This is a genomic window from Pseudonocardia wallangbongensis, assembly GCF_054486945.1.
Genome location: NZ_JBRERS010000022.1, coordinates 54,047 through 77,297, shown reverse-complemented (window position 1 = coordinate 77,297; position 23,251 = coordinate 54,047). Strand labels below are relative to the sequence as shown.

General features: G+C 73.4%; 20 protein-coding genes. 4 read left to right on the top strand and 16 right to left on the bottom strand.

All coding sequences use genetic code 11. The features are described from left to right. Positions 1–196 precede the first annotated feature (196 nt). Genes ACU436_RS40850 through ACU436_RS40835 form a run of 4 tightly spaced genes read right to left on the bottom strand, consistent with a single transcriptional unit; the run spans position 197 to position 4,228 of the window. Positions 197–1,225: an NlpC/P60 family protein gene (locus ACU436_RS40850; protein ID WP_459032532.1), complete on the bottom strand. Its 1,029-nt coding sequence runs from the start codon at positions 1,223–1,225 to the stop codon at positions 197–199. After that, positions 1,222–1,704, bottom strand: coding sequence for a poly-gamma-glutamate biosynthesis protein PgsC/CapC (locus tag ACU436_RS40845; protein ID WP_459032531.1), 483 nt, complete (start codon positions 1,702–1,704; stop codon positions 1,222–1,224). The genes ACU436_RS40850 and ACU436_RS40845 overlap by 4 nt, the downstream gene beginning before the upstream one ends. Then, positions 1,704–2,897: a poly-gamma-glutamate synthase PgsB gene (pgsB, locus tag ACU436_RS40840; RefSeq protein ID WP_459032530.1), complete on the bottom strand. Its 1,194-nt coding sequence runs from the start codon at positions 2,895–2,897 to the stop codon at positions 1,704–1,706. Before pgsB (ACU436_RS40840) ends, ACU436_RS40845 begins: the two co-directional genes overlap by 1 nt. Beyond that, positions 2,894–4,228, bottom strand: a complete 1,335-nt coding sequence (locus tag ACU436_RS40835; RefSeq protein WP_459032529.1) for a HAMP domain-containing protein — start codon at positions 4,226–4,228, stop codon at positions 2,894–2,896. Before ACU436_RS40835 ends, pgsB (ACU436_RS40840) begins: the two co-directional genes overlap by 4 nt. Before the next feature lie 503 nt (positions 4,229–4,731). Between ACU436_RS40835 and ACU436_RS40830 the strand changes: the two genes are divergently transcribed. Next, a complete protein-coding gene (locus tag ACU436_RS40830; protein ID WP_459032528.1) occupies positions 4,732–5,715 on the top strand; it encodes a LacI family DNA-binding transcriptional regulator in 984 nt (327 codons plus the stop codon). A 32-nt stretch (positions 5,716–5,747) separates the two neighbouring features. On the opposite strand, the gene ACU436_RS40825 is transcribed toward ACU436_RS40830, so the two are convergent. The 12 genes from ACU436_RS40825 to ACU436_RS40770 form a co-directional block, all read right to left on the bottom strand. Next, a complete protein-coding gene (locus ACU436_RS40825; RefSeq protein ID WP_459032527.1) occupies positions 5,748–6,638 on the bottom strand; it encodes a hypothetical protein in 891 nt (296 codons plus the stop codon). A 14-nt stretch (positions 6,639–6,652) separates the two neighbouring features. Next, complete coding sequence (locus tag ACU436_RS40820) at positions 6,653–7,672, bottom strand: NlpC/P60 family protein (protein ID WP_459032526.1); 1,020 nt, start codon at positions 7,670–7,672, stop codon at positions 6,653–6,655. A gap of 5 nt (positions 7,673–7,677) precedes the next feature. After that, entirely contained in the window at positions 7,678–8,160 is a 483-nt protein-coding gene (locus tag ACU436_RS40815) for a poly-gamma-glutamate biosynthesis protein PgsC/CapC (protein WP_459032525.1), read from the bottom strand. Further along, positions 8,160–9,356, bottom strand: coding sequence for a poly-gamma-glutamate synthase PgsB (gene pgsB / locus ACU436_RS40810; RefSeq protein ID WP_459032524.1), 1,197 nt, complete (start codon positions 9,354–9,356; stop codon positions 8,160–8,162). The genes ACU436_RS40815 and pgsB (ACU436_RS40810) overlap by 1 nt, the downstream gene beginning before the upstream one ends. Continuing rightward, positions 9,353–10,783 carry a HAMP domain-containing protein gene (locus tag ACU436_RS40805; protein ID WP_459032523.1) on the bottom strand — a complete coding sequence of 477 codons (1,431 nt, stop codon included), beginning with the start codon at positions 10,781–10,783 and terminating at the stop codon, positions 9,353–9,355. Before ACU436_RS40805 ends, pgsB (ACU436_RS40810) begins: the two co-directional genes overlap by 4 nt. 273 nt (positions 10,784–11,056) lie before the next feature. Continuing rightward, positions 11,057–12,835 carry an ABC-F family ATP-binding cassette domain-containing protein gene (locus ACU436_RS40800; protein WP_459032522.1) on the bottom strand — a complete coding sequence of 593 codons (1,779 nt, stop codon included), beginning with the start codon at positions 12,833–12,835 and terminating at the stop codon, positions 11,057–11,059. Then, a complete protein-coding gene (locus ACU436_RS40795) occupies positions 12,835–13,815 on the bottom strand; it encodes a 4-(cytidine 5'-diphospho)-2-C-methyl-D-erythritol kinase (RefSeq protein WP_459032521.1) in 981 nt (326 codons plus the stop codon). Before ACU436_RS40795 ends, ACU436_RS40800 begins: the two co-directional genes overlap by 1 nt. A 74-nt stretch (positions 13,816–13,889) precedes the next feature. After that, the gene (gene rsmA, locus ACU436_RS40790; RefSeq protein ID WP_459032520.1) at positions 13,890–14,744 is read right to left on the bottom strand and encodes a 16S rRNA (adenine(1518)-N(6)/adenine(1519)-N(6))-dimethyltransferase RsmA; all 855 of its coding nucleotides are present in this window, start codon (positions 14,742–14,744) and stop codon (positions 13,890–13,892) included. A 16-nt stretch (positions 14,745–14,760) separates the two neighbouring features. After that, complete coding sequence (locus ACU436_RS40785; protein WP_459032519.1) at positions 14,761–16,734, bottom strand: transglycosylase family protein; 1,974 nt, start codon at positions 16,732–16,734, stop codon at positions 14,761–14,763. Positions 16,735–16,943: 209 nt separating this feature from the next. Beyond that, a complete protein-coding gene (locus ACU436_RS40780) occupies positions 16,944–17,828 on the bottom strand; it encodes a TatD family hydrolase (RefSeq protein ID WP_459032518.1) in 885 nt (294 codons plus the stop codon). A 34-nt stretch (positions 17,829–17,862) separates the two neighbouring features. Beyond that, positions 17,863–19,656, bottom strand: coding sequence for a methionine--tRNA ligase (gene metG / locus ACU436_RS40775; RefSeq protein WP_459032517.1), 1,794 nt, complete (start codon positions 19,654–19,656; stop codon positions 17,863–17,865). Positions 19,657–19,700: 44 nt separating this feature from the next. After that, the gene (locus ACU436_RS40770) at positions 19,701–20,264 is read right to left on the bottom strand and encodes a Uma2 family endonuclease (protein WP_459032516.1); all 564 of its coding nucleotides are present in this window, start codon (positions 20,262–20,264) and stop codon (positions 19,701–19,703) included. 32 nt (positions 20,265–20,296) lie between these two features. Here ACU436_RS40770 and ACU436_RS40765 point away from each other — a divergent pair, with 32 nt between their 5' ends. The 3 genes from ACU436_RS40765 to ACU436_RS40755 all read left to right on the top strand — a co-directional run bounded on the left by ACU436_RS40765 (position 20,297) and on the right by ACU436_RS40755 (position 23,247). Beyond that, entirely contained in the window at positions 20,297–20,776 is a 480-nt protein-coding gene (locus tag ACU436_RS40765) for a cation:proton antiporter regulatory subunit (protein WP_459032515.1), read from the top strand. Next, positions 20,776–21,972, top strand: coding sequence for a cation:proton antiporter (locus tag ACU436_RS40760; protein WP_459032514.1), 1,197 nt, complete (start codon positions 20,776–20,778; stop codon positions 21,970–21,972). Before ACU436_RS40765 ends, ACU436_RS40760 begins: the two co-directional genes overlap by 1 nt. A gap of 207 nt (positions 21,973–22,179) precedes the next feature. Next, entirely contained in the window at positions 22,180–23,247 is a 1,068-nt protein-coding gene (locus ACU436_RS40755; protein WP_459032513.1) for a polysaccharide lyase family 7 protein, read from the top strand. Positions 23,248–23,251: the final 4 nt, after the last annotated feature.

Here is a 23,251-nt window from a genome sequence, read left to right as displayed (position 1 = left end):
CGATCGGTTGACCCGCGCATCCACCGACGCTAGGCCGTGTCCCGTGGATCTTGGGCGATGGGATTCGTGATCCAGTTGGCCCCTGGCAAGGCGGAGGCACGTCCTCGTACCGGGCGTACTCGGGCGGGGCGACAACGCAGCCAGGGGCCAACTGGGCGCGAATACCGCGTTCAAGATCCGCGGGACACGGCCTGGGTCACAGCCGCTTCGCCGACCGGAGCGACCGCGCGTAGTACCCCCCGTCGTCGAGCAGGGACGTGCCGCCGAGGTCACCGAGCGTCGGCCCGTCGGCGCGCACCCGGCTGGACACGAACCGGTGCCCGCCGGCCTCGTCCCGGCCCAGGTAGATCGCCACGTGGTCGGTCCGGCCGTCGGCGGTCTTGTCCAGGTCGAAGAACAGCAGGTCACCGGCCTGCAGCACGCCGAGGTCGGTCGGGACCCGGCCGGTGTCGGGCAGCAGGGTGACGCCCGGCCCGTTCTCCGACATGGCCCGAGCACGCCTCGGCAGGCCCGGTCCGCGGGCGTTGGTGGGGATGAGCGGGTACCCGGCCCGGAAGCCGTAGACGAGCCGAACGAAGCCGGAGCAGTCGACGGTGCCGTAGCGCACCGGGTCGGGCCCGCGCCGGGCGCCGTCCGCGAACGTCCAGTCGACGCCGAGGTAGTCGTAGAAGTCGTTGCTCTCGATGGGCGGGCTGCCCGGAGGCGGAGGCGGGCCGAAGGAGGCGTCGCCCTTGAACCGCACGTCCCGGGCATCCCGTTCCTCCGGCGCCCCGTCCAGGTAGTCCTGCACGAACGCCAGCACGTCGGGTTCGGTGTTGCCGAGGTACGTCTGCAGCCAGTCGCGTACCCAGGGCGCGTTCTCGTCCTCCGGGCGCCACTCCTGGGGCAGCAGGCGCACCCACACCCGGGTGGCCACCGCCCGGCCCGGGAACTGGGGTTCGGCGAACGTGCGCTCCGGCCCGTCGAGGGTGGCCGTGCGCGCGCCGTCGGTGAAGGTGACGAGCACCGTGCCCGCCGCGTCGACCACCGTCGTGCGAGGCGGCCCATCGCGGCGCACGAAGCTCAGTTCGGTCGACGCCGGCGCGGGAGCCGACGGCGATGCCGCGATCGGGTTCACGCGTGCCCCCTGCCGCTCCGCGCCGAGGACGATGCCACCGACACCCACCCCGACGGCCAGCACTCCCATGAGGGCGCGGCGGAGGAGGAGCCTGGTCCGGCCGTTCACTGGGCGGCCACCGCGCCGAGCACCAGCCCGCTCGCGAGGACCCCGTAGCTGGCGAGGCTCACCGCCGATGTCGCGAGAACGGTGGCCACCGGCGGCTGCCGCACCAGCTGGTAGGCGACGAGGCCCGGGATCACGAAGCCGAGGGTCTCGTGCGCGAAGAGCAGCGGGTAGTCCCGCTGGACCAGCAGGAACAGGCCGGTCGAGAGCAGCACCGACAGCATCATCACGGCCGCGAACAGGCGCTTGCCGTAGAGGATCACCAGTCGTTGCAGGACGCGCACCCCGGCGTAGGTGACCACCGTGACACCAGCGATCACCGCGACCTTCAGCGGGTCCTCCACCAGCGTGAGGGCCAGCCAGCCGGGCGTGATCATGCCGCCGGGCGATAGGTTGGTGGTGAGGTAGCAGATCAGCGCGAACAGCAGCCCGATCGCGAGGGCGAGCGTCGCCGCCTGCGGCGCGAGGACGGCGGCGAACATCACGCCGCCTCGGCGGCGACGGCCCGGGGCAGCGCGGCGACCTGGGAGAGCAGCACCTCACCCTGCCCGTGGATGTTGCCGACCGCGACCACGCACGCGTGCCCGCCGGGCCCGAAGGCGACGCCGTCCAGGAACGCGTCCATGTCGAGGTCACCGCCGAGATCGACGACCCGGTCGGCGAGCTCGCGCGGCACCCTGGCCCGGGCGCTGTGGGTCTGCTCCCCGATCAGCACGATCCGGTCCGGCTGGATCCGGCCGGTCAGCTCGCCCATCTGGCCGTTGCGCTCGATGCGGTCCGGGCGGCAGTTGATCACGACCGTGAGCGGGTCGTAAAGCAGGCCGCGGTCCTCGAGGAGGTGGATGTTCATCAGCGTGGACTCGGGGTCGTTCGCGGCGAAGACGTTCGCGAACGCGAGGTGGCCGCGGCCGGTGACGTAGGTGTCCACGGTGACCGTGCCGGGGTCCGGACGCGCCGCCACCATGCCGGCCATCGCCTCTCCCCGGCCGACGCCGCACAGGTGCGCGACGGCCAGTGCGACGGCCACGTTCTCCTTGAACGTGATCCAGCGGAACCGCTCCATCTCGTCGTCCCGGACGGACTCGGGGTCCACGACGACGAGCTCGCAGTCCCGCTTGCCGGCTTCTTCCTGCAGGATGTGCAGCCGGTCGCGTTCGGCGGTGACGCAGATCCCGCCCTTCGGCATCGACCGCGACAGCGAGCGGGCGACGTCGTCGAGGGTGGGCCCCATCTCGTCGAGGTGGTCCTCGCGCACGTTGCAGATCACGCAGATCGTGGAGCGGACGAGCTTCCGCTCGTTGATCTCCTGCAGGTCCGGGAGCACGGCCATGCACTCGATCACCAGCGCGTCCGGGCCGCAGGCCGCGGCCCGGCGGATGATCCCGATCTGCTCGACGACGTTGGCGATCCCGAACTTGCGGTGCACCGGCTCCTCGGTGCCGTCGGGGAGGATGAAGCGAGCGGCGGTACCGGTCGTCTTCGCGACCGTCCGCCGCCCACCGCCACGCAGCGCCCCAGCACACAGCCGGGTGATGGAGCTCTTTCCGCGGATGCCGTTGACGACGACCCGCTCCGGGATCGAGGCCAGGCGCCGGTGGTGGCCGCGCTGCTCCACCAGCCCGGCGACCAGGAGGAACACGCAACCGGCGACGTACACGCCGAACAGGAACGTCACCGGCCGACCTCCCCGGCGGGATCGGTGTGCACCACGACGAACTGGTTGGTCGCCGCGACCGCGGTGCCCAGCTCGTCGAGGCGCTGCGGGGCGAGCGGGGCCACCTCGTCGCCGGTGGCCAGCCGCTCCACGTGCCGGACCAGCCTGCGGGCGGGCAGCACGACCGTGACCGTGGTCCACGCGAGCGCACCCAGGGCCAGGCTCGCGGTCACCGCGATCACGACGAGGGTGCCGCGCCTGCTGCCGTCGTCGGCCAGCGCGGCGACCGCGACGTCCCGCTCCTCGATGAGCACCCATCCGAGATCGGTGGGCGCGCCCGGGGCGCTCACGAGCCGCGCCGCGGCCCCCCGCCCGTCCAGCGGCTGCTCGGCACGGGGCACGTCCGCGGACAGGCTCGCGGCGAGCGCCCCGACCGCCGGGTCGTCCAGCGGTTCGAACGCGGTGTACCCGCCGCTGTCGAGCACGGTGGCCCGCCGCGGGTCGACCACCTGCGTGTTGCCGCCAGCGGCGCGGATCACGTCGTTCAGCGCGCGGGGGTCGAACTCGGCAACGAGCGCGGTCGTGCCGTCCCCCATCGGGGCGGACGCCCGGACGAGCGGCTCGCTCCCGGACGTGTTGGCCTGCACGACCCGGGCCTCGGCGGGCGGAGCGGCGAACGGTTCGTCGAGCGCGGGACCCGCCGTCACGATCGGCCGGCCTGCCAGGTCGACGACCGAGACCGACCGGAACAGCCGTTCCGCCGCGAGGATCCCGGTGACGGTGGTGCCGGGGTCGGCGACGACGCCGCCGGTCGGCGGGTCGGCCGCCCGTTCGAGTGCGCTGAGCCCGCCACGCAGTGCGGCCTCCAGTTCCGCGGCCCGTTCGTCGGCCCGCACACCCGCGGCGCGGACGACCTCATCGGTGGGCAACGCGGCCCCGCCGACGGTCGCGATCGCCGCCGGTACGACCCAGCCGAGGACGAGCAGGCCGACCAGGCACGGCGCAGCGGCGAGCGGGACCACCAGGCGACGCGGCCGGGAGCTGCGCCGGCTGACCGCGCCGGGGTGGAACCGGTACAGCGCCAGCGCGACGCGATCCAGCTCGGCCGTCCGCCCGCGCGGCACCAGGTCGACCCGGGCGTGGGCGGCCATCCGCGCCGTCGCGTCCCCGAACCGCCGGACCGGCACCACGAGACAGCCCCACAGCAGGACGTGCCCGACCGCGGCGACGAGCACGAGGGTGGCCGGGATCAGCAGGTTCGGCCACCTGCCGTCGCCGGCGACCGCGATGGCGCTGAGCGCGGCCGCGCCCGCCTGCATCGCGAACAGCGCGACGAGCGGCCCTCCGCTCACGCCGGCCAGGAAGCCGGTTTGCGGGAAGGGCGTGAACGGTCGAGCGGAGATCGCCCGCATTGGGAGCGGCATCGTGGACGGGCCCGCGATCATCGCCATGTGGGGCGGGATCGTCCGCGGGGGGCAGGGCGTGCTCAACGAGCGTGTCCCTTCGCATTCTTCCGGGAGCCGGTGGGCACGCCCCCGCGTCCGCACCCCACCGGTCCCACTCGGTCACAAGATCAATTCCGTCCGATCACGATATCGTGACGATGCACGCCGGACGGCGTACCTCCAGTCACCGAGCGGTGACCGGGAGCGGTGGAACCGGCGAGCGGAAGGCAACTCCATTCACTCGAAAGTGTGACGCCGGGGCGGATCGGCGAGCGGTCCCTCCACGACGGCCCCGGACGCCTGCGGATGTAACAGGCGGTGGCCCGAATCCGCCGTCCGCCCGGCGAAATCGATTGCACCGGGGCACCGAACGGCGCCGTAGACTGCGAACCTCGAGAAGAGCGGGGGCCATGACGACGATCTACGACGTTGCGGCCCGGGCGGGCGTGTCGGCGGCCACCGTGTCGCGGGTGTTCAACGGGTCGAACGTCTCGCCGGAGAAGGCCCAGCTCGTGCTGCGGGTGGCGCGGGAGCTGGGCTACACGCCCAACCGCACCGCGCGGGCGCTGCGCATGCAGACCTCGAACGTGATCGGACTGATCGTCGCCGACATCGAGAACCCGTTCTTCACCGCGCTCGCCCGCGGCGTGGAGGACGTCGCCGGTGAGGCGGGCTGCTCGGTGGTGCTCTGCAACAGCGACGAGGATCCGGACCGGGAGGCACGGCACCTGCAGATCGCGGTGTCCGAGCACATGGCCGGCGTCATCCTGGTGCCGGCGCGCGGCGACAGCGACGTGACGGCGCTGATCGAGCGCGGGCGCCCCGTCGTGAGCGTGGACCGGGCGTTGCACGGGTCGCCGGTCGACTCGGTGGTGGCGGACAACCTGGCCGGCGGGCGGGCCGCCACCACCCGCCTGTACGAGCGCGGGGCGCGGCGGGTGGCCTGCATCACCGGCCCGGAGGCGGCGGAGACCGCGCAGCTGCGCAGCTCCGGCTGGGAGGCGGTGTTCACCCGGTGGACGCCCGAGGCGGATCCGCGGGGCTACCTGGTGCACGCCGACTACCGGGTGGGCGGTGGACGGGCCGCGATGGCGCGGCTGCTGGCCCACCCGGACCCACCGGACGCGGTGTTCGTGGCCAACAACCTCATGGCCGTCGGCGCGCTGCGCGCCCTGGAGGACCGCGGCCTCCGCCCGCCCGCGTTCGGGATGGCCGCCTTCGGGGACCTGCCCTACTTCCCGCTCGGCCCGGCCGGGATCGACGTCGTCCCGCTACCGGCCCGCACGATCGGCGCCACCGCCGCCACGCTCCTGCTCGACCGCATCAAGGGCAGCACGGAGCCCCACCGCACGATCGTGCTGGGCAACGAGCCGGACCGCACCCCCGACCCGTGAGTGGTAACGAGTGCTGGAGCACTCGTTACCACTCACGATCCCTGGAGGGTGGCCAGCGCCGGCGCCACCTTCTCCGGGTGGGAGCGGGTCGAGGAGTCCATCTCGACGTGGGCGAACGGCAGGCCGAAGAGCGCGGCCGCCTGGCCCTGCACGTTGGTGCGGCCCTCCAGCTCGCTGCAGCGCCCTTCCCACGCCCGGCACACCGTGAGCCCCGTGCCCTCGATCCGGTCGGCGAGCGCCCGGACCGGCGGCTCCGGCTCCTCCGGGCCGCCGCCGAGCACCACGTCCGCGTCGAGGTCGTCCCGGTCGGCGAAGCCGTGGAGCTGCAGCTGCGGGAGCCGCAGCCGGGTGCTGAGGTCCACGGCCAGCGCGTGGAACAGCGAGCCCTCCTCGTGGGCGACGTCGGCGCGCTCGTCGTCGGCCCTGCGGTGCGCCCCGGCCTCCAGGTACACGGCGTCCGGCGCGGCTTCGAGCACGGCCGTCCCGACCTTCTCGGTGTCGTAGTCGGCGTTCGGGTGGGGCACCTCGACGAGCAAGCGCGGCGTCCGGCCCAGCGGGAGCGCGATCAGGCCCCACGACCGCTCCGAGTCCGGATCGCTGCGCGCGACCAGGTACTCGACGCCGACCGCGTTCCGGGCGGTCCCGACGGTGAACCCGGCGTCCTCGAGCACGCCCCGGGCGGCAGCGTCGGATCCGGACCGGACCAGCACCGCCACGGCCTCGACCACGGCGTCACGCTCGGCGGGTTCCGGCGGGCGGTACGGGCCGCGCGGGCTGAGCCGATCCGTGAACTCCCTGACGTGGTCCTCCAGCGACGGCGGCACCGGCGGCGACGGCGGTTCCGGCGGCGCCCCGCGCGGCGTGATCACGGCGATGAGCAGCGCCACCGCGGCGAGCGCGAGCGCGACGAGCACGGCCACCATTGTCCGGGTCCTCGTCACAGCCGCTTCGCCGCCCGGAACGACCTGGCGTAGTGCCCTCCGTCGTCCAGCACGGAGGTGCCGCCGAGATCGCCGAGCGTCGGGCCGTCGGCCATGCGCCGGCTCGACACGAAGCGGTGCTGCCCGCCGGTGTCCCGGCCGAGGTAGATCGCGACGTGGTCGATGCGGCGGTCGGGTGCCTGGTCGAGATCGAAGAAGAGCAGGTCACCGGCCTGCAGCGTCGCGAGGTTCGACGGTGGCTCGCCGGTGTCGGGGAGGACGACGACGCCCGGTCCGGTCTCGGACATCGACCGCGCTCGCCGCGGCAACCCGGGACCGGGCTTCTCGGTGGCGAGCAGCGGATAGCCCTCGCGGTAGCCGTACACGAGCCGGACGAAACCCGAGCAGTCCACCGCCCCGTAACGCACCGCCTCCGGCCGGCGCGCCACCCGGTCCGCGAAGCGCCACGGGACGCCGAGGTAGTCGAAGAAGTCGGAGTTCTCGGGAGAGGGCCCGCCGTTCGGGCCGGGCGGGCCGAACCGCGCATTGCCGCGGATGCGCACACCCTCGGCGTCCCGCTCGTCGGGTGCCTTGTCCAGGTACTCCCCGGCCACCCCGAGCACGTCCGGCTCGGCGTTGTCCAGGTTCTGCTGCAGCCACGGCCGGAACCACGGCGCCCCCTCCGCACCGGCGCGCCACTCGTGGGGCAGCAGCCGGACCCAGACCCGGGTGGTCACCGGCACGCCGCCGAACTGCGGCTCGGCGAACGTCCGCTCCGGCCCGTCGAGCGTGGCGGTGCGCGCGCCGTCGGTGAGGGTGGCGAGCACGGTGCCGGCGGCGTCGACGACGGTGGTGCCCGCCGGGGCGTCCCGGCGCAGGAAGCGCAGGTCGGCCGAGGCCGCCGCCACCCGCGAGGACGGCGCACCGGGCGCCACCGGCTCGTCCGCGTCCCGCAGCCGGCCGACGACGATCCCGCTGACGCCGATGAGGACCGCGAGCACACCCATGAGGACGCGCCGGGCCCTGAGTCCGGACACCCTCGTCACAGAGCGGTCACCGCCCCGAGCACCAGCCCGCTGGCCAGCACGCCGTAGCTCGCGAGGCTCACCGCCGACGTCGCCAGCACCGTCGCCAAGGGCGGCTGCCGGACGAGCTGGTAGGCCACGAGACCCGGGATGACGAAGCCGAGCGTCTCGTGGGCGAAGATCAGCGGATAGTCGCGCTGCACCACGAGGAACAGACCGGTCGAGAGCAGCACCGACATCATCATCACGGCCGCGAACAGCCGCTTGCCGTAGAGGATGACGGCCCGTTGCAGACCGCGCAGGGCGAGATAGGTGACGACCGTGACGGCCGCGATCACGGCCACCTTGCGCGGGTCCTCCACCAGCGTGAGCGCGAGCCAGCCGGGAGTGATCATGCCCCCGGGCGAGAGGTTCGTGGTGAGGTAGCAGACGAGTGCGAACAGCAGCCCGATCGCGAGCGCGACGGTGGCGGCCTGCGGTGCGAGGGAACCCGCCAGCATCAGGCGGCCCTGACGTCGGCCCGCTGCCGCGGCAGTTCGGCGATCCTCGACAGCAACACCTCGCCCTGGCCGTGGATGTTGCCGGCGGTGACCACGGAGCCCACGCCGGCCGGCCCGATGACGACGGCGTCGAGGAACGCGTTGAGGTCGAGCGCGCCGCCGAGGTCGACCACCCGGTCGGCGAGCTCACGCGGCACCCGGGACCGCGCCGTGTGGGTCTGCTCACCGATCAGCACGATCCGCTGCGGACGGACCCGGCCCGTGAGCTCCCCCATCTGGCCGTTGCGCTCGACGCGGTCCGGCCGACAGTTGATCACTATCGTCAGCGGCGCGGAGAGCAGGCCGCGGTCGCGCAACAACGTGATGTTCATCAGCGTCGACTCGGGGTCGTTCGCGGCGAACACGTTGCCGAACGCGATCCGGCCACGGTCCGTCAGGTAGGTCTCCACGGTGACCGTGCCGGGGTCCGGACGCGCCGCCACCATGCCGGCCATCGCCGCACCGCGCCCGATCCCGGTGAGCTGCGCGACGGCGAGCGCGATCGCCACGTTCTCCTTGAACGTGATCCAGCGGAACCGCTCCATCTCGTCGTCGCGCACCGACTCCGGGTCCACCGCGACGAGCTTGCAGCCGCGCCGGTCGGCCTCCTCCTGCAGGATGTGCAGCCGGTCGCGCTCCGCGGTGACGCAGATCCCGCCATTCGGCATCGACCGCGACAGCGAGCGGGCGACGTCGTCGAGGGTGGGCCCCATCTCGTCGAGGTGGTCCTCACGCACGTTGCAGATCACGCAGATCGTGGAGCGGATCAGCTTGCGCTCGTTGATCTCCTGCAGGTCGGGCAGCACGGCCATGCACTCGATCACCAGCGCGTCCGGCCGCCACGCCGCGGCCCGGCGCACGATGCCGATCTGCTCGACGACGTTGGCGATCCCGAACTTGCGGTGCACCGGCTCCTCGTTGCCGTCGGGGAGGATGAAGCGGGCGGCGGTACCGGTCGTCTTCGCGACGATCCGCAACCCGCCACCCCGCATGGCACCGGCACACAGCCGGGTGATGGAGCTCTTGCCGCGGATCCCGTTCACCACGATCCGCTGCGGGATCGAGCGCAGCCGCCGGTGGTGGTTGCGCTGCTCGACCACACCGGCCAGCAACAGCAGCAAACAACCCGCGACGTACACGCCGAACAGGAACGTCACGCGCGGGCCACCGCCCTCGACGCGCGTGCGTCCAGCGACCGGGCGCCGCCGCGGATCACGTGACTGCCCATCGTCGGCCGGATGGATCGGGTGGCGGCCAGCCGGTTCGTCGCCTCGACGGACGTACCGATCTCGTCGAGGCGCTGCGGGGCGAGCGGTGCCACCGTCTCCCCCGCCGCCAACTGCTCGACGTGCCGGACGAGCCTGCGGGCCGGCGCGACGATCGTGACCGCCGTCCAGCCGAGTGCCGCGCAGGCCACGGCCGCGGCCGCGACGATCGCCACGAGCGCCGCGCGCCGGTTCCCGTCACCCGCGAACGCCGCGGCCGCGACGTCCTGGTCCTCGACGAGCACCCAGCCGAGGTCGGTCGCCGTGCCGGGCGGCCCGACCCGCTGCGCCGCGGCCACCCGGCCGTCCCCCGAGGAGTCCACCGTCGGCGTGCCCCCGGACGCGGCGGCGGCCAAGGCCCCGAGCGCCGGGTCGTCCAGCGGGGCGAACGCGGTGTAGCCGCCGCTGTCGAGCACGGTGGCCTGCTGCCCGTCGACCACCTGGGTGTGCCCGCCGGGCCCGCGGATCACGGCGTTCAACGCGCGCGGGTCGAACTCGGCCACGAGCGCGCTCGCGCCGTCCCACATCGGGGCCGAGGCACGCACGAGCGGCTCGCTGCCCGTCTTGTTCGCCTGCACCACGCGCGGGCCGCCGGGCGGGACCTCGATCTCGCCGCTCGCGGGCGCCCCCGCCGTCACGACGGGCCGGCCGGACGCGTCCACGACCGTCACCGATCGGAAGAGCGGCTCGTCCTCGAGCACCTGGGCGGCGGTGGTGGCGGCATCGGTGACGGCGGCGCCGGTCGGCAGGCCGGCAGCCTGCTGGACGGTCTCCAGCCCGGCGCGCAGCGCACCGTGCAGGTCCTCGGCTTCGGCTTCGGCGTTCACGCCCGCGTCCCGGATCAGGGCGTCGGTCTTGGGTTCGACGCCGCCGATGGTCGCGACCGCGGCCGGGATCGCCCAGGCCAGCACGAGCCCGGCCACCAGGCACAGCGCGGCGGCGAGGGGGAACCGCTGACGGGCGCGGGCACCGCGGCGGCCGGGCCGGACGCGGCGGAACCGGTACAGCGCCATCGCGATGCGGTCGAGCTCCGCGGTGCGGGCGCGGGGAACCAGGTCGACGCGGTCCTCCGCCGCCATGCGGGCCATCGCCGCGGCGAACCGCCGGACCGGTCGCACGAGCGCGGCCCACAGCAGCGCGTACGCGGCGATCGTCACCAGGGCGAGGCCGCCCGGGATCCACCAGTCCGGCCAACCGCCCCCGAGCAGCGCGATGGCCGAGAGCGCGGCAACACCCGCCAGCAGCGCTGTGAGCGCTACCAGCGGGCCACCGCTCACCCCGGACGACGACCGCGGTTCGGGGAACGGGGGGAACCGCATATCGGGCATCGTCTGCAGGGGCAACGGGACCGTCGGGGGGGAGCAGGGCATGCTCAACGAGCTGTCCCTTCGAACGTTCCTCGGGCGACCGGCGGTGCCATGGCGGACGTCGGTGTCCACCCCGCCGGGCCCGTCATGTCACGAGCACAGGTCCAAGCCGTCACGATAGCGTGACGGCGTAGCCCGAATGACGCAGCGTCCGGTCATCGTGAGGGGACACACGGTCGCTGCTGGTCGCGACCGCATCACCCGACAGGGTGTTACCGGCGGATACTAGGATTCGGCGAGCTCCGCGGCGGCGAGCCACTCGAGCTCCACCGCCTCCCGTTCGGTGACCGCGGCCTTCAGCTCGCGGTCGAGCGCCATCAGCCGCTCGGGGTCGGTGGCCGCCTCCGCGAGCTGAACATGCAACCGCTCCTCGTCGGCTGCGAGCGCCGCCATGCGCCGTTCCAACCGCCCGGCCTCCTTGCGGGCGGCCCGCTGCTGCGCGGCGCTCGACGCGGGCTTGGCCCGCTGCGCCGAGGAGGGCGCCGCGGCGCCCCCGGCCGCCGCCCGGAGCCGCAGGTACTCGCCGATCCCGCCCGGGAGGTGGGTGACCTTCCCGTCCCCGAGCAGCGCGACCACCGTGTCGCAGGCCCGCTCGACGAGGTAGCGGTCGTGGCTGACGACGACGAGCGTGCCCGGCCAGCCGTCGAGGAGGTCCTCGAGCTGGGCGAGGGTGTCGACGTCGAGGTCGTTGGTGGGCTCGTCGAGCAGCAGGACGTTCGGCTCGGCCATCAGCAGCCGGGTGAGCTGCAGCCGTCGCCGCTCCCCGCCGGACAGGTCACCGACCGGCGTCCACTGCCGCGCCGCCGGGAATCCCAGCCGCTCCAGTACCGAGGACGCCGTCAGCTCCAGTTTGCCGAGGCGCACGAACTTGGCGACCTGTTCGGTGGCCTCCAGCACCCGCATGTCCTCGGGCAGGTCGACGAGCTCCTGGGTGAGCTCCGCCAGCTGCACGGTGCTGCCCCGGACCAGCCGCCCGCCGTCGAGCGGGCGCTCCCCGGTGAGCGTGCGCAGCAGCGTGGTCTTGCCCGACCCGTTGACGCCGACGATCCCGATCCGGTCGCCCGGGCCGACCCGCCAGGTGACGCGGTCCAGCAGCGTGCGCCCGGCCACCACCGCGGTGGCGTCCTCCAGCTCCAGCACCGTGCGCCCGAGCCGGTTGGTGGCGAACCCGAGCAGCTCGACCGCGTTGCGGGGCGGCGGGACGTCGGCGATCAGCGCCTCCGCCGCCTCGATGCGGAACCGCGGCTTCGACGTGCGGGCCGGCGCGCCGCGGCGCAGCCAGGCCAGCTCCTTGCGCGCGAGGTTCTGGCGGCGCGCCTCCGCGGCGTCGGACTGCCGGGCACGCTCGGCCCGGGCGTAGACCCAGTCCGCGTAGCCGCCGAGGTAGCTCTCCACCCGGCCGTTCGCGACCTCCCAGGTGCGGGTGCAGACCGCGTCGAGGAACCACCGGTCGTGCGTGACGACCACCACCCCGGAGCGGCGGGCGATCAGGTGCTCGGCGAGCCAGGTGATGCCCTCGACGTCGAGGTGGTTCGTGGGCTCGTCGAGCACGACGAGATCCGGGTCGCCGACGAGCGTGGCCGCGAGCGCGACGCGCCGCTTCTCCCCGCCGGAGAGGCCCTCGACGCCGCGCTCCAGGTCGGTGATGCCCAGCCCGTCGAGGACGTCGCGGACCTTCGGGTCGCCCGCCCACTCGTGCTCCGCGGCGCCGGCCCACGCCGCCAGCACCACGTCCCGCACGCGCGCGCCGGCGGGCAGGGCGTCGGACTGGGCGAGGTGGGCGAGGTTCAGGCCGCCGAGCCGGCTCACGCGGCCGCCGTTCGGCTCACGGGCCCCGGTGATGATGTCCAGCAGCGTGGTCTTGCCGCCGCCGTTCAGCCCGACCACGCCGATCCGCTCACCCTGCTCCACGCCGAGCGACACGGCGTTCAGCAGCACCCGCGACGCGTCGCCGGGGACGTGCGCGGTGACGGTCTCGAGGTTGACCAGGTTCTGTCCCGCCATCAGGCACGCACCGGCGGCCACGAGGTGGGCGGTGGGCTCGCCGGAGGCGGTTCGTGCTGGTCGACCAGGCGGGCGCCCGGAACCGGGCCGTGCGCGATCCGGACCGTGCGGCACACGCCGACGCCGGCCAGCTCCGTGGCGACGTCCAGCGCCGCCTCGGCGCCCGTGCACAGGAAGGCGCAGGTCGGGCCGGAACCGGACACCAGTCCGGCGAGCGCGCCCGCCGCCACGCCCGCGCGCAGCGTGCGGCGCAGGTCGGGGGCCATGCTCACGGCCGCGGCCTGCAGGTCGTTCCCGAGGCTGAGCGCCAGCTGGCGCGGATCGCCGCCGGCGAGCGCCTCCAGAACGGGCTCGACGGGCCGGTCCGTGGGCTGCTCCGCCGATGTCCTGTCGCCACGCAGCCGATCGAGCTCCCGGAACACCGCCGGCGTGGCGAGGCCACCGCGGTGCAGCGCGATCACCCAGTGCTGGGTGTGACGCGACAGCACCGGGACGATCTGCTCGCCTCGTCCCGTGCCGACGGCCGTGCCGCCGTAGAGCGCGAACGTGACGTCGCTGCCCAGCTCGGCGGCGAGCACCGACAGCTCGTCGCGGCTGAGGTCGAGTTTCCACAGCGCCGAGAGCCCGACGAGCGCCGCCGCCGCGTCCGCGCTGCCACCTGCCATGCCGCCGGACACCGGGATGCCCTTGCGCAGCACCAGCCGCACGTCCGGTTCGCGGTCGGCCTTCTCGGCGAGGACCTGGACGGCCCGCCAGGCGAGGTTCGTCTCGTCCGCGGGCACCTCGGAGACGCCCTCGCCGTGCACCTCGATGCCGGACGCGTCACTCGCCGCGACCGTGACCTCGTCGAACAGGCTCACCGCGTGGAAGACGGTGACGAGGTCGTGGTAGCCGTCGGTGCGCGGCGACCCGACCGCGAGATGCAAGTTGATCTTGGCGGGTACACGCACGGTGACCGGTGGTGGGACGGCGGCGAGCACCGGTCAACCCTACGTGCGTCCCCACCCGACGTGCCGCGGCCCGCCCCCGTGCACCCGCACCCCGGCTCGCGCCCTCAGGGGAGGGCGGTGGCGAGGCGGGCGAAGTCGCCGACGGAGAGGGTCTCGGCGCGGGCGAGGGGGTCGATGCCGGCGGCGCGGAGGGCGGCCTCGGCGGCGGCCGGGGAGCCCGCCCGGCCCGCGAGGCCGGACCGCAGGGCCTTGCGGCGCTGGGCGAAGGCCGTGTCGATCAGGCGGAAGACGGTCTCGCGGTCACCTGGCGGCGGCTCCCGGCGCTCGAAGGCGAGCAGCCCCGAGTCCACGTTGGGCACCGGCCAGAACACCGCGCGAGGCACCGGCCCCGCCCGTCGGGCCGCGGCGAACCAGGCGAGCTTCGCGCTCGGCACCCCGTACGTCCGGCCGCCCGGCGCCGCGGCGAGCCGCTCGGCGACCTCGGACTGCACCATCACCAGTCCCCGGCGCAGCTGCGGGAGCTCGGCCAGCAGGTGCAGCACCACCGGTACGCCGACGTTGTAGGGCAGGTTCGCCACGAGCGCGGTCGGCGCGGGGCCGGGCAGGTCCGCGGCGCGCAGGCCGAGCGCATCGGCGGCGGTCACGGTGAGCCGGTCGGCGAGCGCGGGTGCCCGGTCGGCGACCGTCGCGGCCAGGCGGCCCGCGAGCACCGGGTCGATCTCCACGGCGTGCACGGCGCGCACGGCCGGGAGCAGGGCGAGCGTCAGCGAGCCGAGCCCGGGGCCGACCTCCACGACGACGTCGTCCGGTGCCAGCTCGGCCGCCTTGACGATGCGGCGCACCGTGTTCGGGTCGTGCACGAAGTTCTGCCCGAGCCGCTTCGTGGGCCGCAGGTCGAGCTCGGCGGCCAGCGCCCGCACCTCCGCAGGACCCAGCAACCGAACCTGCGTAGCCGTCACCCGGTAAGCATGCCGGTCACTGCGGCAGGCCGAGCCGGCGGGAGCACGCGGGCCACGCGCCGTAGCCGCCCCGGTCGTCCCGGACCCGCGACGCGATGGCGATCTGCTCCTCGCGCGAGGCCTGGTGCGGGAGCGGTGCGTAGTCCGTACCGCCGTACGCGCGCCAGGTGCCGGCGTCGAACTGGAGGCCGCCGTAGTAGCCGTTGCCGGAGTTGACCGCCCAGTTCCCGGTGGCCTCGCACTTCGAGAGGCGGTCCCACACGCTGCCGTCGGCCACCACCGGCGCCCGGAGGCTGTCGTTCGTGCCGAGCCGCACGACCCGCGGTGTCGGCTGCGTCATGCTGCCGGCCCGGACCTGCTCGCGGCGGGTCTCCTGCCCGTTCTGCACGTAGACGCGCATGATCGCGGTCTGCTCGCCGGGCGTCCCCTTCTCGACGACCACCCGCTTGCCCCGCGGCAGCTCCGCGTCCTCGATGATCTGCTCCGGTGGCGGGATCGGCCGGACCTCGACCACCTCGCCCTCACCGTTGCGCACGACGTGCACGTCGATGCCCTCGGTGAGCGGGGTGTCCGCCGACGGGACCGAGACGTCGTCGAGCCCGAGCTCGATGCCCTTCTCGGCGAGCAGCCCGGCGACCGTGCCGGACGTCGTCGTGACCGGCCCGGGCGCGCCCGTTCCGTCGGTGAACGTCACGGTGCGCGGCACGCGCAGCTCCAGCCGGAGCCCGTCGAGGGGGATCTGCGTGGACGGCGGGGCGGACATCTGGATGGGCGCGGCCTCCAGGCCGAGGATCTGCATCGCCTCCTCCACCGTGGTGGCGGGGATCGGCAGGTCGCGCTGCGAGCTGCCCTCGACGAGGGTCAGCGTGCGGGCGTGGGTGAAGATCACTTCGTCGCCGTCGACGACCTCGGTGGACGGCGCGGGCTCCACGCGGTCCTGCGGGGTGACGTCGATACCGGCGGCCTGGAGCGCCGATGCGACGTCTCCGGCGAAGGTGTGCACGATCCGGTTCTTGCCGTCGACGGTCACCGTGATCGTCTTGTCGGCGGCGAGCGCGCTCGCACCGCCGCCGAGCATCGCGAGGACGACGGCGACGATCGTGACGCGCAGCAGCAGGCCGCCGCGCTTCGGGGCCTGCTCGGCGAGGCGCCGGTCCCGGCGGGAGCGCCGCGGTGCGGCATCCGGCGCGGCGGTGGGCCGCGGCCGGGGCACGACAGCGGGCGCCGGAGCCGGAGTGGGGGTGGGGGCGGGCGCGGGTGCGGGAGGCGCGGGAGCGGCAGGCGCAGGCACGACCTCGACGGGCGCCGTGACCGTCCCGATCGGGTGCGTGAACGACTCGTCCCGGATCACCGGCATCGGCCCGGTCGGGGCGTCGTTCAGGTACGCCGTCCAGGCCGGGGCCGTGACGCGCGGCGGCTCCGGCGCGGCGCCGCCGTTCCGGGTGTTGCCGTTCCGGACGTCGCCGTTCTGGGTGACGCCGTTCCGGGTGTCGCCGACGACGGGCTGCGGGCCCGTGACCTCGGTGGCGCCGGCGCGCTCGACGACCGGCGCGGCCGCTGCCCGCGGGCCGGTGCGTTCGACGGCGGGCAGGCGCGCCCCCGTGCGTTCGGTGGGAACGACCGGGAGCGGGCCGGTGACGTCGTCCGGCGCGATGACGGGCAGCTCGCCCGTTTCGGGGTCGGCCGAGGCGTCGTCGGCGGAGCCGTCCGTGGGGTGCGTGACGATCGGCCGGAACTGCCCGGTGGCGATGCCCCGGTCGGCGGGCCCGGCGGGGTGGGCCCGGCGGTGGGCCCGTGAGCGGGTCAGGGTCGAGCGGGCCGCGGGGGTGGCCGGCGGCACGACGTCCAGCGCCGCCGTGGCGACGGCCTCGGGAGCCTCCGGGTCGCCGCCGGCGTACCAGGCCGCGTACGGGTCGTCCACGACCTCCGCGGCGGAGAGCCGGGCGCGGGCATCGGCACCTCGCCGAGCGCGCGTTGGGACGTCGACCACGGGCTTCCAGACCTCGTCGGACCGGGCAGGGGATGGGTCGCGGTCACGGTGGCCCGGAGGCCGTGATCTAGGGGGAGCGCCCCGGACCACCGTGCCCGCCTTAGCTGGGGAGCGATTCCCCACCCCGGCTTTGCGATCACGGAACCGTAACGGACGGTGAGCGCCGAGGTCTAACCCCGACACTCGGGCAGCGCCGAACGGCCCACGCGCTACGCCGAGCGCGACGCGTCGCCGATGGGCGTTCCGGGCATTGCGCCGGGTGGCAGCTCAGCGAGCCGGAACACCCGCTCGGCGTTACGCCCGGCGATCGCGGCCATCCGGTCATCCGGCACTTTCCGCAGGTCCGCGAGGCCGCGCACGGTCCACGGCAGGCAGTAGGGCTCGTTGGCGCGCCCGCGGTGCGGGTGCGGCGTGAGGAACGGTGCATCGGTCTCGACGAGCAGCTGCTCCTCCGGCACGACGACCGCTGCCTCCTGCAGCGCGCGGGCGTTGCGGAACGTGACCGGACCCGCGAACGACAGCACGTACCCGGAGTCGGCGCACTCGCGCGCCATCGCGGCGTCCCCGGAGAAGCAGTGGAACACCACGGTGTCCGGCGGCCCCTCCTCGCGGAGGATGCGCAGGACGTCGTCGTGGGCGTCCCGGTCGTGGATCATCAACGGCTTGCCGAGGCGTTTGGCGAGGTCGATGTGCCAGCGGAACGCGTGCTGCTGGGCGTCCGGAGGGGAGAAGTCCCAGTAGTAGTCCAGCCCGGTCTCCCCCACCGCCACCACGCGCGGGTCGCGGGCGAGGCGCTCGATCTCGGCGTGGTCGTCCTCGGTGAGCGCGGCCGTCCGGGTGGGGTGCAGCGCGACGGCCGCCACGACCCGCTCGTCCCAGTGCGCCGCCTGCACCACCCACCGCGCCGAGGCGAGGTCGTCGGCCACGGTGACCACCCTGGTCACGCCGACCGCCGCGGCCCGGTCCATCGCAGCCGCGACGTCAGCGGCTGTGACGCACCCGCAGGCATCGAGGTGGGTGTGCGAATCGACGGTGGCCGCGCCGAGTGGTTCGGGAGGTGGAGGCGCCTCCCGGCGCCCGTGAGCACCACTCACCAGGGCCTCCGGCCCCGTGAGTGGATACGAGGGCTCATTTCGCGATCGGGGCCCACTCGGGTCCTGTCTCGGCGAGTTCGGGCTCGAGCTTCCGGAAGATCGGCGTGGGCTTGCCGAGCGGGCGGCCGACCTCGATCGGCGTGGACGCCCAGCGCGCCTGCTCCTTCGTGTAGTCGCCGGTGAGGATCGGGTTGATCCGGCCGGGGATGTCGAGGTCGGGCACGTCCGAAAGCTCCGGTTGAGCCGCCCAGAGGCCGGTGCCGCCGAGCGCCTCGTGCACCGTCTGCGCCGAGTGCGGCAGGAACGGGGTGAGCAGCGTGTTGGCGTCCTGGACGACCTGAAGGGCCGTGTGCAGCACCGCGTCGCGGCGGCCCGGGTCGTCCTTCAGCTTCCACGGCTCCTGGTCGGACAGGTACCGGTTGGCCGCGGAGACGACCTTCATCGCCTCGCTGAGCCCGGCCCGGAACCGCGACCGCGCCAGGTGCGCGCCCACGGTGTCGAACGCCGCCTTCGACAGCGCGAGCAGCTCGGCGTCGGCGGCCGCGGGCGAGGTGGGCGCGGGGATGGCCCCGTTGTTCTTGTGGGCCATCGAGATCGCCCGGTTGACGAGGTTGCCCCACTCGTTGGCCAGCTCGAAGTTGATCCGGCGCAGGAACTCGTCCCACGTGAAGTCGACGTCCTGGGTCTCCGGGCCGGCCGCCGCGATGAAGTACCGCAGGCTGTCCGGCCCGAACTCGCGCAGGAAGTCGTTCAGGTAGATCACGGTGCCGCGGGAGGTGGAGAACTTCGACCCGCTCATCGTGAGGAACTCGCTCGACGCGATCTCCGTGGGCAGGTCCAGCACGCCGTACGGCCCCGGCTCACCGCCGTGGTCGCCCTGGCCGTTGTGCCCCAGCAGGAGCGCGGGCCAGATCTGGGCGTGGAAGGTGATGTTGTCCTTGCCCATGAAGTAGACGTGCTCGGCGTCCGGGTCGTTCCACCACGCCTTCCACGCGTCGGCGTCGCCGGTGCGCCGCGCCCACTCGACGCTCGCCGAGAAGTAGCCGATCACCGCGTCGAACCACACGTAGAACTTCTTGAGCGGCTGGTCGCGCCACCCGTCGAGCGGGATCGTGACGCCCCAGTCCAGGTCGCGGGTGATCGGCCGCGGTCGCATGTCGTCGACGAGGTTCTTGGTGAAGTTCACGACGTTCGGGCGCCAGCCGGTCTTCGACGCCAGCCACTTGCCGAGCGTCTCGGTGAACGCGGGCAGGTCGAGGAACAGGTGCTCGGTCTCGACGAACTTCGGCACCTCACCGTTGATCCGCGACCGCGGGTTGATCAGGTCGGCGGCGTCGAGCTGGTTGCCGCAGTTGTCGCACTGGTCGCCGCGCGCGCCGTCGTAGCCGCAGATCGGGCAGGTGCCCTCCACGTAACGGTCGGGCAGCGTGCGCCCGGTGGACGGGCTGATCGCCCCGGTCGTGGTCTTCGGCACCACGTACCCGTTGCGGTGCAGCGACAGGAAGATCTGCTGCACGACGTCGGCGTGGTTGCCGGTGGTGGTGCGGGTGTAGAGGTCGTAGGTGACGCCGAGCCCGCGCATGTCGTCCGCGATCACGCGGTGGTACCTGTCCACGGTCTGCTGCGGGGTGAGGCCCTCCTTCTCGGCCTGCACCAGGATCGGGGTGCCGTGCTCGTCGCTGCCGGAGACCATGAGCACCCGGTTGCCGACCATCCGCTGGTAACGGGCGAACACGTCGGAGGGCACACCGATGCCGGAGACGTGGCCGATGTGCCGAGGGCCGTTGGCATAGGGCCAGGCCACGGCGGTCAGCACGTGGGAACTCATGCGGCCAAGCCTATGCCCGGGCCGCATCCCGGTTTCGCGCCCGGTCAGACGGTGGCGGAGCCGCCGTCCCAGGTGATCTCGAGCTTGCCGTCGACGGTGCGCATCGTGATGCCGAGGACCTCGGACACGAGCTCTCCGTCCGCACCGGCCTGGACCGGAACAAGCTGCCCGCCGAGTGCCCGGAACAGCTCGGCACGCCGGTCGCGCGGGTGCAGGACGATCATCTCCTGGACGCCCATCTGCGCGTACCAGGGCGCCTTCTCGTAGGTCTCGTCCCGCTCCGAGCGAACCTCGACGACGAGCTCGGCACGTTCGACACCGCGGTCGGAGAGGTGCTCGGGACGGCAGTACAACTGGTCGGGTACCCGAAAGTCACCCGCCGCACGGAAGAGCCCGGTCTCCATCATCGGCTCCAGCCCGGCGTGCTGCGCGAGTGGCCCGACCGCCATGACGAACCGGGTACTGAGGAGCTGGTGCGGGCCACCGGGCGGTGGAACCATGTGCAGTACTCCGTCCCACATCTCGTCGCGCACGTCCAGACCCAGCCGGCGACGTTCGGCGAGCATCGCCTCGACGTCCGGCGGCGCCTCGTACATCACGACCCGCATGGCCAGAGGGTATCGGTGGCTAGTGTGAAAGCGTGAACGTGGAGGTCACCCCCCTGCCCGGCATCGGAGTGCGCAAGGACTTCGCCCTGCGCAACGGTCGGCGGATCGGCGTCGTCACCCATCGCGACGGCAAGATCGATCTCATCCTGTCCAAGTCCGACGACCCCGACGCGTGCCTCGCCGAACTCCCGCTCACCGCCGAGGAGGCGGGGGCGCTCGCCAACCTGTTGGGCGCCCCGCAGCTCGTCGCGCAGCTCAGCGAGGAGCACCGGGACCTGCCGGGCATCCACACCCGGCAGATCCCGGTCGGCGCGCCGTTCGACGGCCGCACGCTGGGCGACACCGCGCTGCGCACCCGCACCGGTGTCTCCGTCGTCGCCGTGATGCGCGCCGGGCAGGTGCACGCCAGCCCCACACCCGACTTCACCCTGACCGCGGGCGACCTCATGGTCACCGTCGGCACGTCCGAGGGCCTCGACAACGCGATCAAGATTCTGAAGCGCGGCGGCTAGTGGACGAGACCGCGCTGGAACTCATCGAGCTCGGGGCAGTCTTCTTCGGGTTGGGCCTGCTGGGCAGGCTCGCCGGCCGGATCGGCCTGTCCCCCATCCCGCTCTACCTGCTGGGCGGCCTGTTCTTCGGCACCGGTGGTGTCGTGCCGCTGCAGGGCATCGAGGGGTTCACCGCGATCGCGGGCGAGGTCGGCGTCGTCCTGCTGCTCCTGCTGCTCGGCCTGGAGTACTCGGCGAGCGAGCTGATCGACGGCATGCGTCGCTCGTGGACCGCAGGGGTGCTCGACGTCGTGCTGAACGCCGCACCCGGCGCGGCCGTGGCACTGATCCTGGGCTGGGGGCCGGTCGGAGCGCTCGTGATGGGCGGGATCACGTACATCTCGTCGTCCGGGATCGTCGCGAAGGTCCTCGGCGACCTGGGCCGGCTCGGTAACCGCGAGACCCCGGTCGTGCTGTCGATCCTCGTGTTCGAGGACCTCGTGATGGCCCTGTACCTGCCGATCCTGACCGCGGTCCTGGTCGGGGTGACCATCATGGGCGCGCTCGGCGCGGTCGGGATCTCGGTGGCGGTGCTCGTCGTCGTGCTGGTGGTGGCGCTGCGCTACGGGCGGTTCGTCTCCGCCGTGGTCGACTCGCCCGACCGCGAGGTGTTCCTGCTCAAGGTGCTGGGCCTCGCGCTGCTGGTGGCCGGATTCGCTTCCGCGATGCAGGTCTCGGCCGCGGTCGGCGCGTTCCTCCTCGGCATCGCCATCTCCGGGTCCACCGCCGAGAACGCCACCAAGCTGCTCGAACCGCTGCGGGACCTGTTCGCCGCGGTGTTCTTTGTGGTGTTCGGGTTGAACACGGACCCGGCATCGATCCCGCCGGTGCTCGGCTGGGCCGTCGTCCTCGCCGCCGCCACCACGCTCACGAAGCTCGCCACCGGCTGGTTCGCCGCGGGCCGGGTGGGCATCGGCCCGCTGGGGCGGGCCCGCGCGGGCGCCGCGCTCATCGCGCGCGGGGAGTTCTCGATCGTCATCGCCGGGTTGGCCGTCGCGTACGCGGCGGTGGACGACACGTTGACCGCGCTCGCCACCACCTACGTGCTGCTGATGGCGGTGATCGGCCCGGTGGCCGCGCGCCTGGTGGAGCCGGCGGCACGGTGGGTTCGGTCCCGCCGCCCGGCGCCTGCGCCGGCGCCGTCCGCCGGCAACTGATCACCCGTTGGGCCGAATGGCCTAATGTCGGAACCGCTCATCGCAGAGATCATTCCTCTCGCCGGTGCACAGGCAACCGGGGCCGGCCCCACAGATAGCTTTCCTCTCGACCGGACCGGTCACGAAACGGATACGGGGACTCCCCACCCCGCCCGGCACCCCCGAGCCGGCCGTCCCGGACCGGTCGTCGATCCGGAAGGCAGGTTCGTGGCCCGGCACCGCTTCCCCGGAATGCGCCGCGCATCGTCCGCTTCGTACGAGCAGCAGTCGGAGCAGGGCGACCACGCGCGCGGCAGGCGTTCCGCGCCGCACCACAGCACGATCGTCGTCGCCGTCGCCATGGCGGCGGTGATCGCGGTGATCGGCAGCATGCTCTCGATGGCGGGCGCGCTCGGCCCGCCCGCGGAGAAGGACGTCAACCTCGCCTCGCGCGACCTGGCGGACCTGCCCACACCCGAGCTGCCCGTCCCCGAGCTGCTGCCCCCTCCCGAGCCCGAGCCGACCACCGAGGCACCACCGCCATCCACCTCCGAGGCGCCTTCCGAGGAGGACGCCGAGAACAAGGACGGCGAGAAGACGGACGGCGAGAACGGCGACGGGCTCGGTGCCGCCGTGGCCCGCGCCGCCCGGTTCCCCGCCCAGATCATCGATGCCAGCAAGTGGTACCTCACCCTGCCCAGCGGGTCGGAAGGCCACCCGGACACCATCGACACCAAGGACCTCGCCACCTACACCAGCAAGTGGTTCCAGCTCAACGACGCGAAGAACGGTGTCGTCTTCACCGCCAACGCGGGCGGCGCCACCACGGAGAACAGCCATTACCCGCGCTCCGAGCTGCGGGAGATGATCGGCGGCGAGAACGCCAGCTGGGACGGTGGGTCCGGCACGCACACGATGGAGCTCGAAGAGGCCATCACGAAGACGCCGTCCACCAAGCCGGACGTCATCTCCGCCCAGATCCACGGCGGCGACGACGACGTCATGCAGATCCACCTGTCCGGCACCAGGCTCACGGTGAAGTACGCCGACGGCGACAAGGACGTCGTGCTCGACCCCTCCTACAAGCTCGGCGACCGGTTCCGCGTGAAGATCCAGTCGGCCGAGGGGACCGTGAAGGTCTGGTTCAACGGCGCGATGAAGGCCACCCTGCCCATCAGCGGGTCCGGGAACTACTTCAAGGCCGGCGCGTACGTGAACTCCAACCCCAGCAAGGGCGCCGACCCGTCGGACGTCGGCCAGGTCGTGATCTACGGGCTGAAGATCACCCACAGCTGATGCG

Coding starts and splice junctions, on each gene's coding strand:
- ACU436_RS40845 (WP_459032531.1), bottom strand. CDS start 1,704: ATGTTCGCCGCCGTCCTCGCGCCGCAGGCGGCGACGCTCGCCCTCGCG.
- ACU436_RS40830 (WP_459032528.1), top strand. CDS start 4,732: ATGACGACGATCTACGACGTTGCGGCCCGGGCGGGCGTGTCGGCGGCC.
- ACU436_RS40825 (WP_459032527.1), bottom strand. CDS start 6,638: ATGGTGGCCGTGCTCGTCGCGCTCGCGCTCGCCGCGGTGGCGCTGCTC.
- ACU436_RS40815 (WP_459032525.1), bottom strand. CDS start 8,160: ATGCTGGCGGGTTCCCTCGCACCGCAGGCCGCCACCGTCGCGCTCGCG.
- ACU436_RS40805 (WP_459032523.1), bottom strand. CDS start 10,783: ATGCGGTTCCCCCCGTTCCCCGAACCGCGGTCGTCGTCCGGGGTGAGC.
- ACU436_RS40800 (WP_459032522.1), bottom strand. CDS start 12,835: ATGGCGGGACAGAACCTGGTCAACCTCGAGACCGTCACCGCGCACGTC.
- metG (WP_459032517.1), bottom strand. CDS start 19,656: ATGAGTTCCCACGTGCTGACCGCCGTGGCCTGGCCCTATGCCAACGGC.
- ACU436_RS40770 (WP_459032516.1), bottom strand. CDS start 20,264: ATGCGGGTCGTGATGTACGAGGCGCCGCCGGACGTCGAGGCGATGCTC.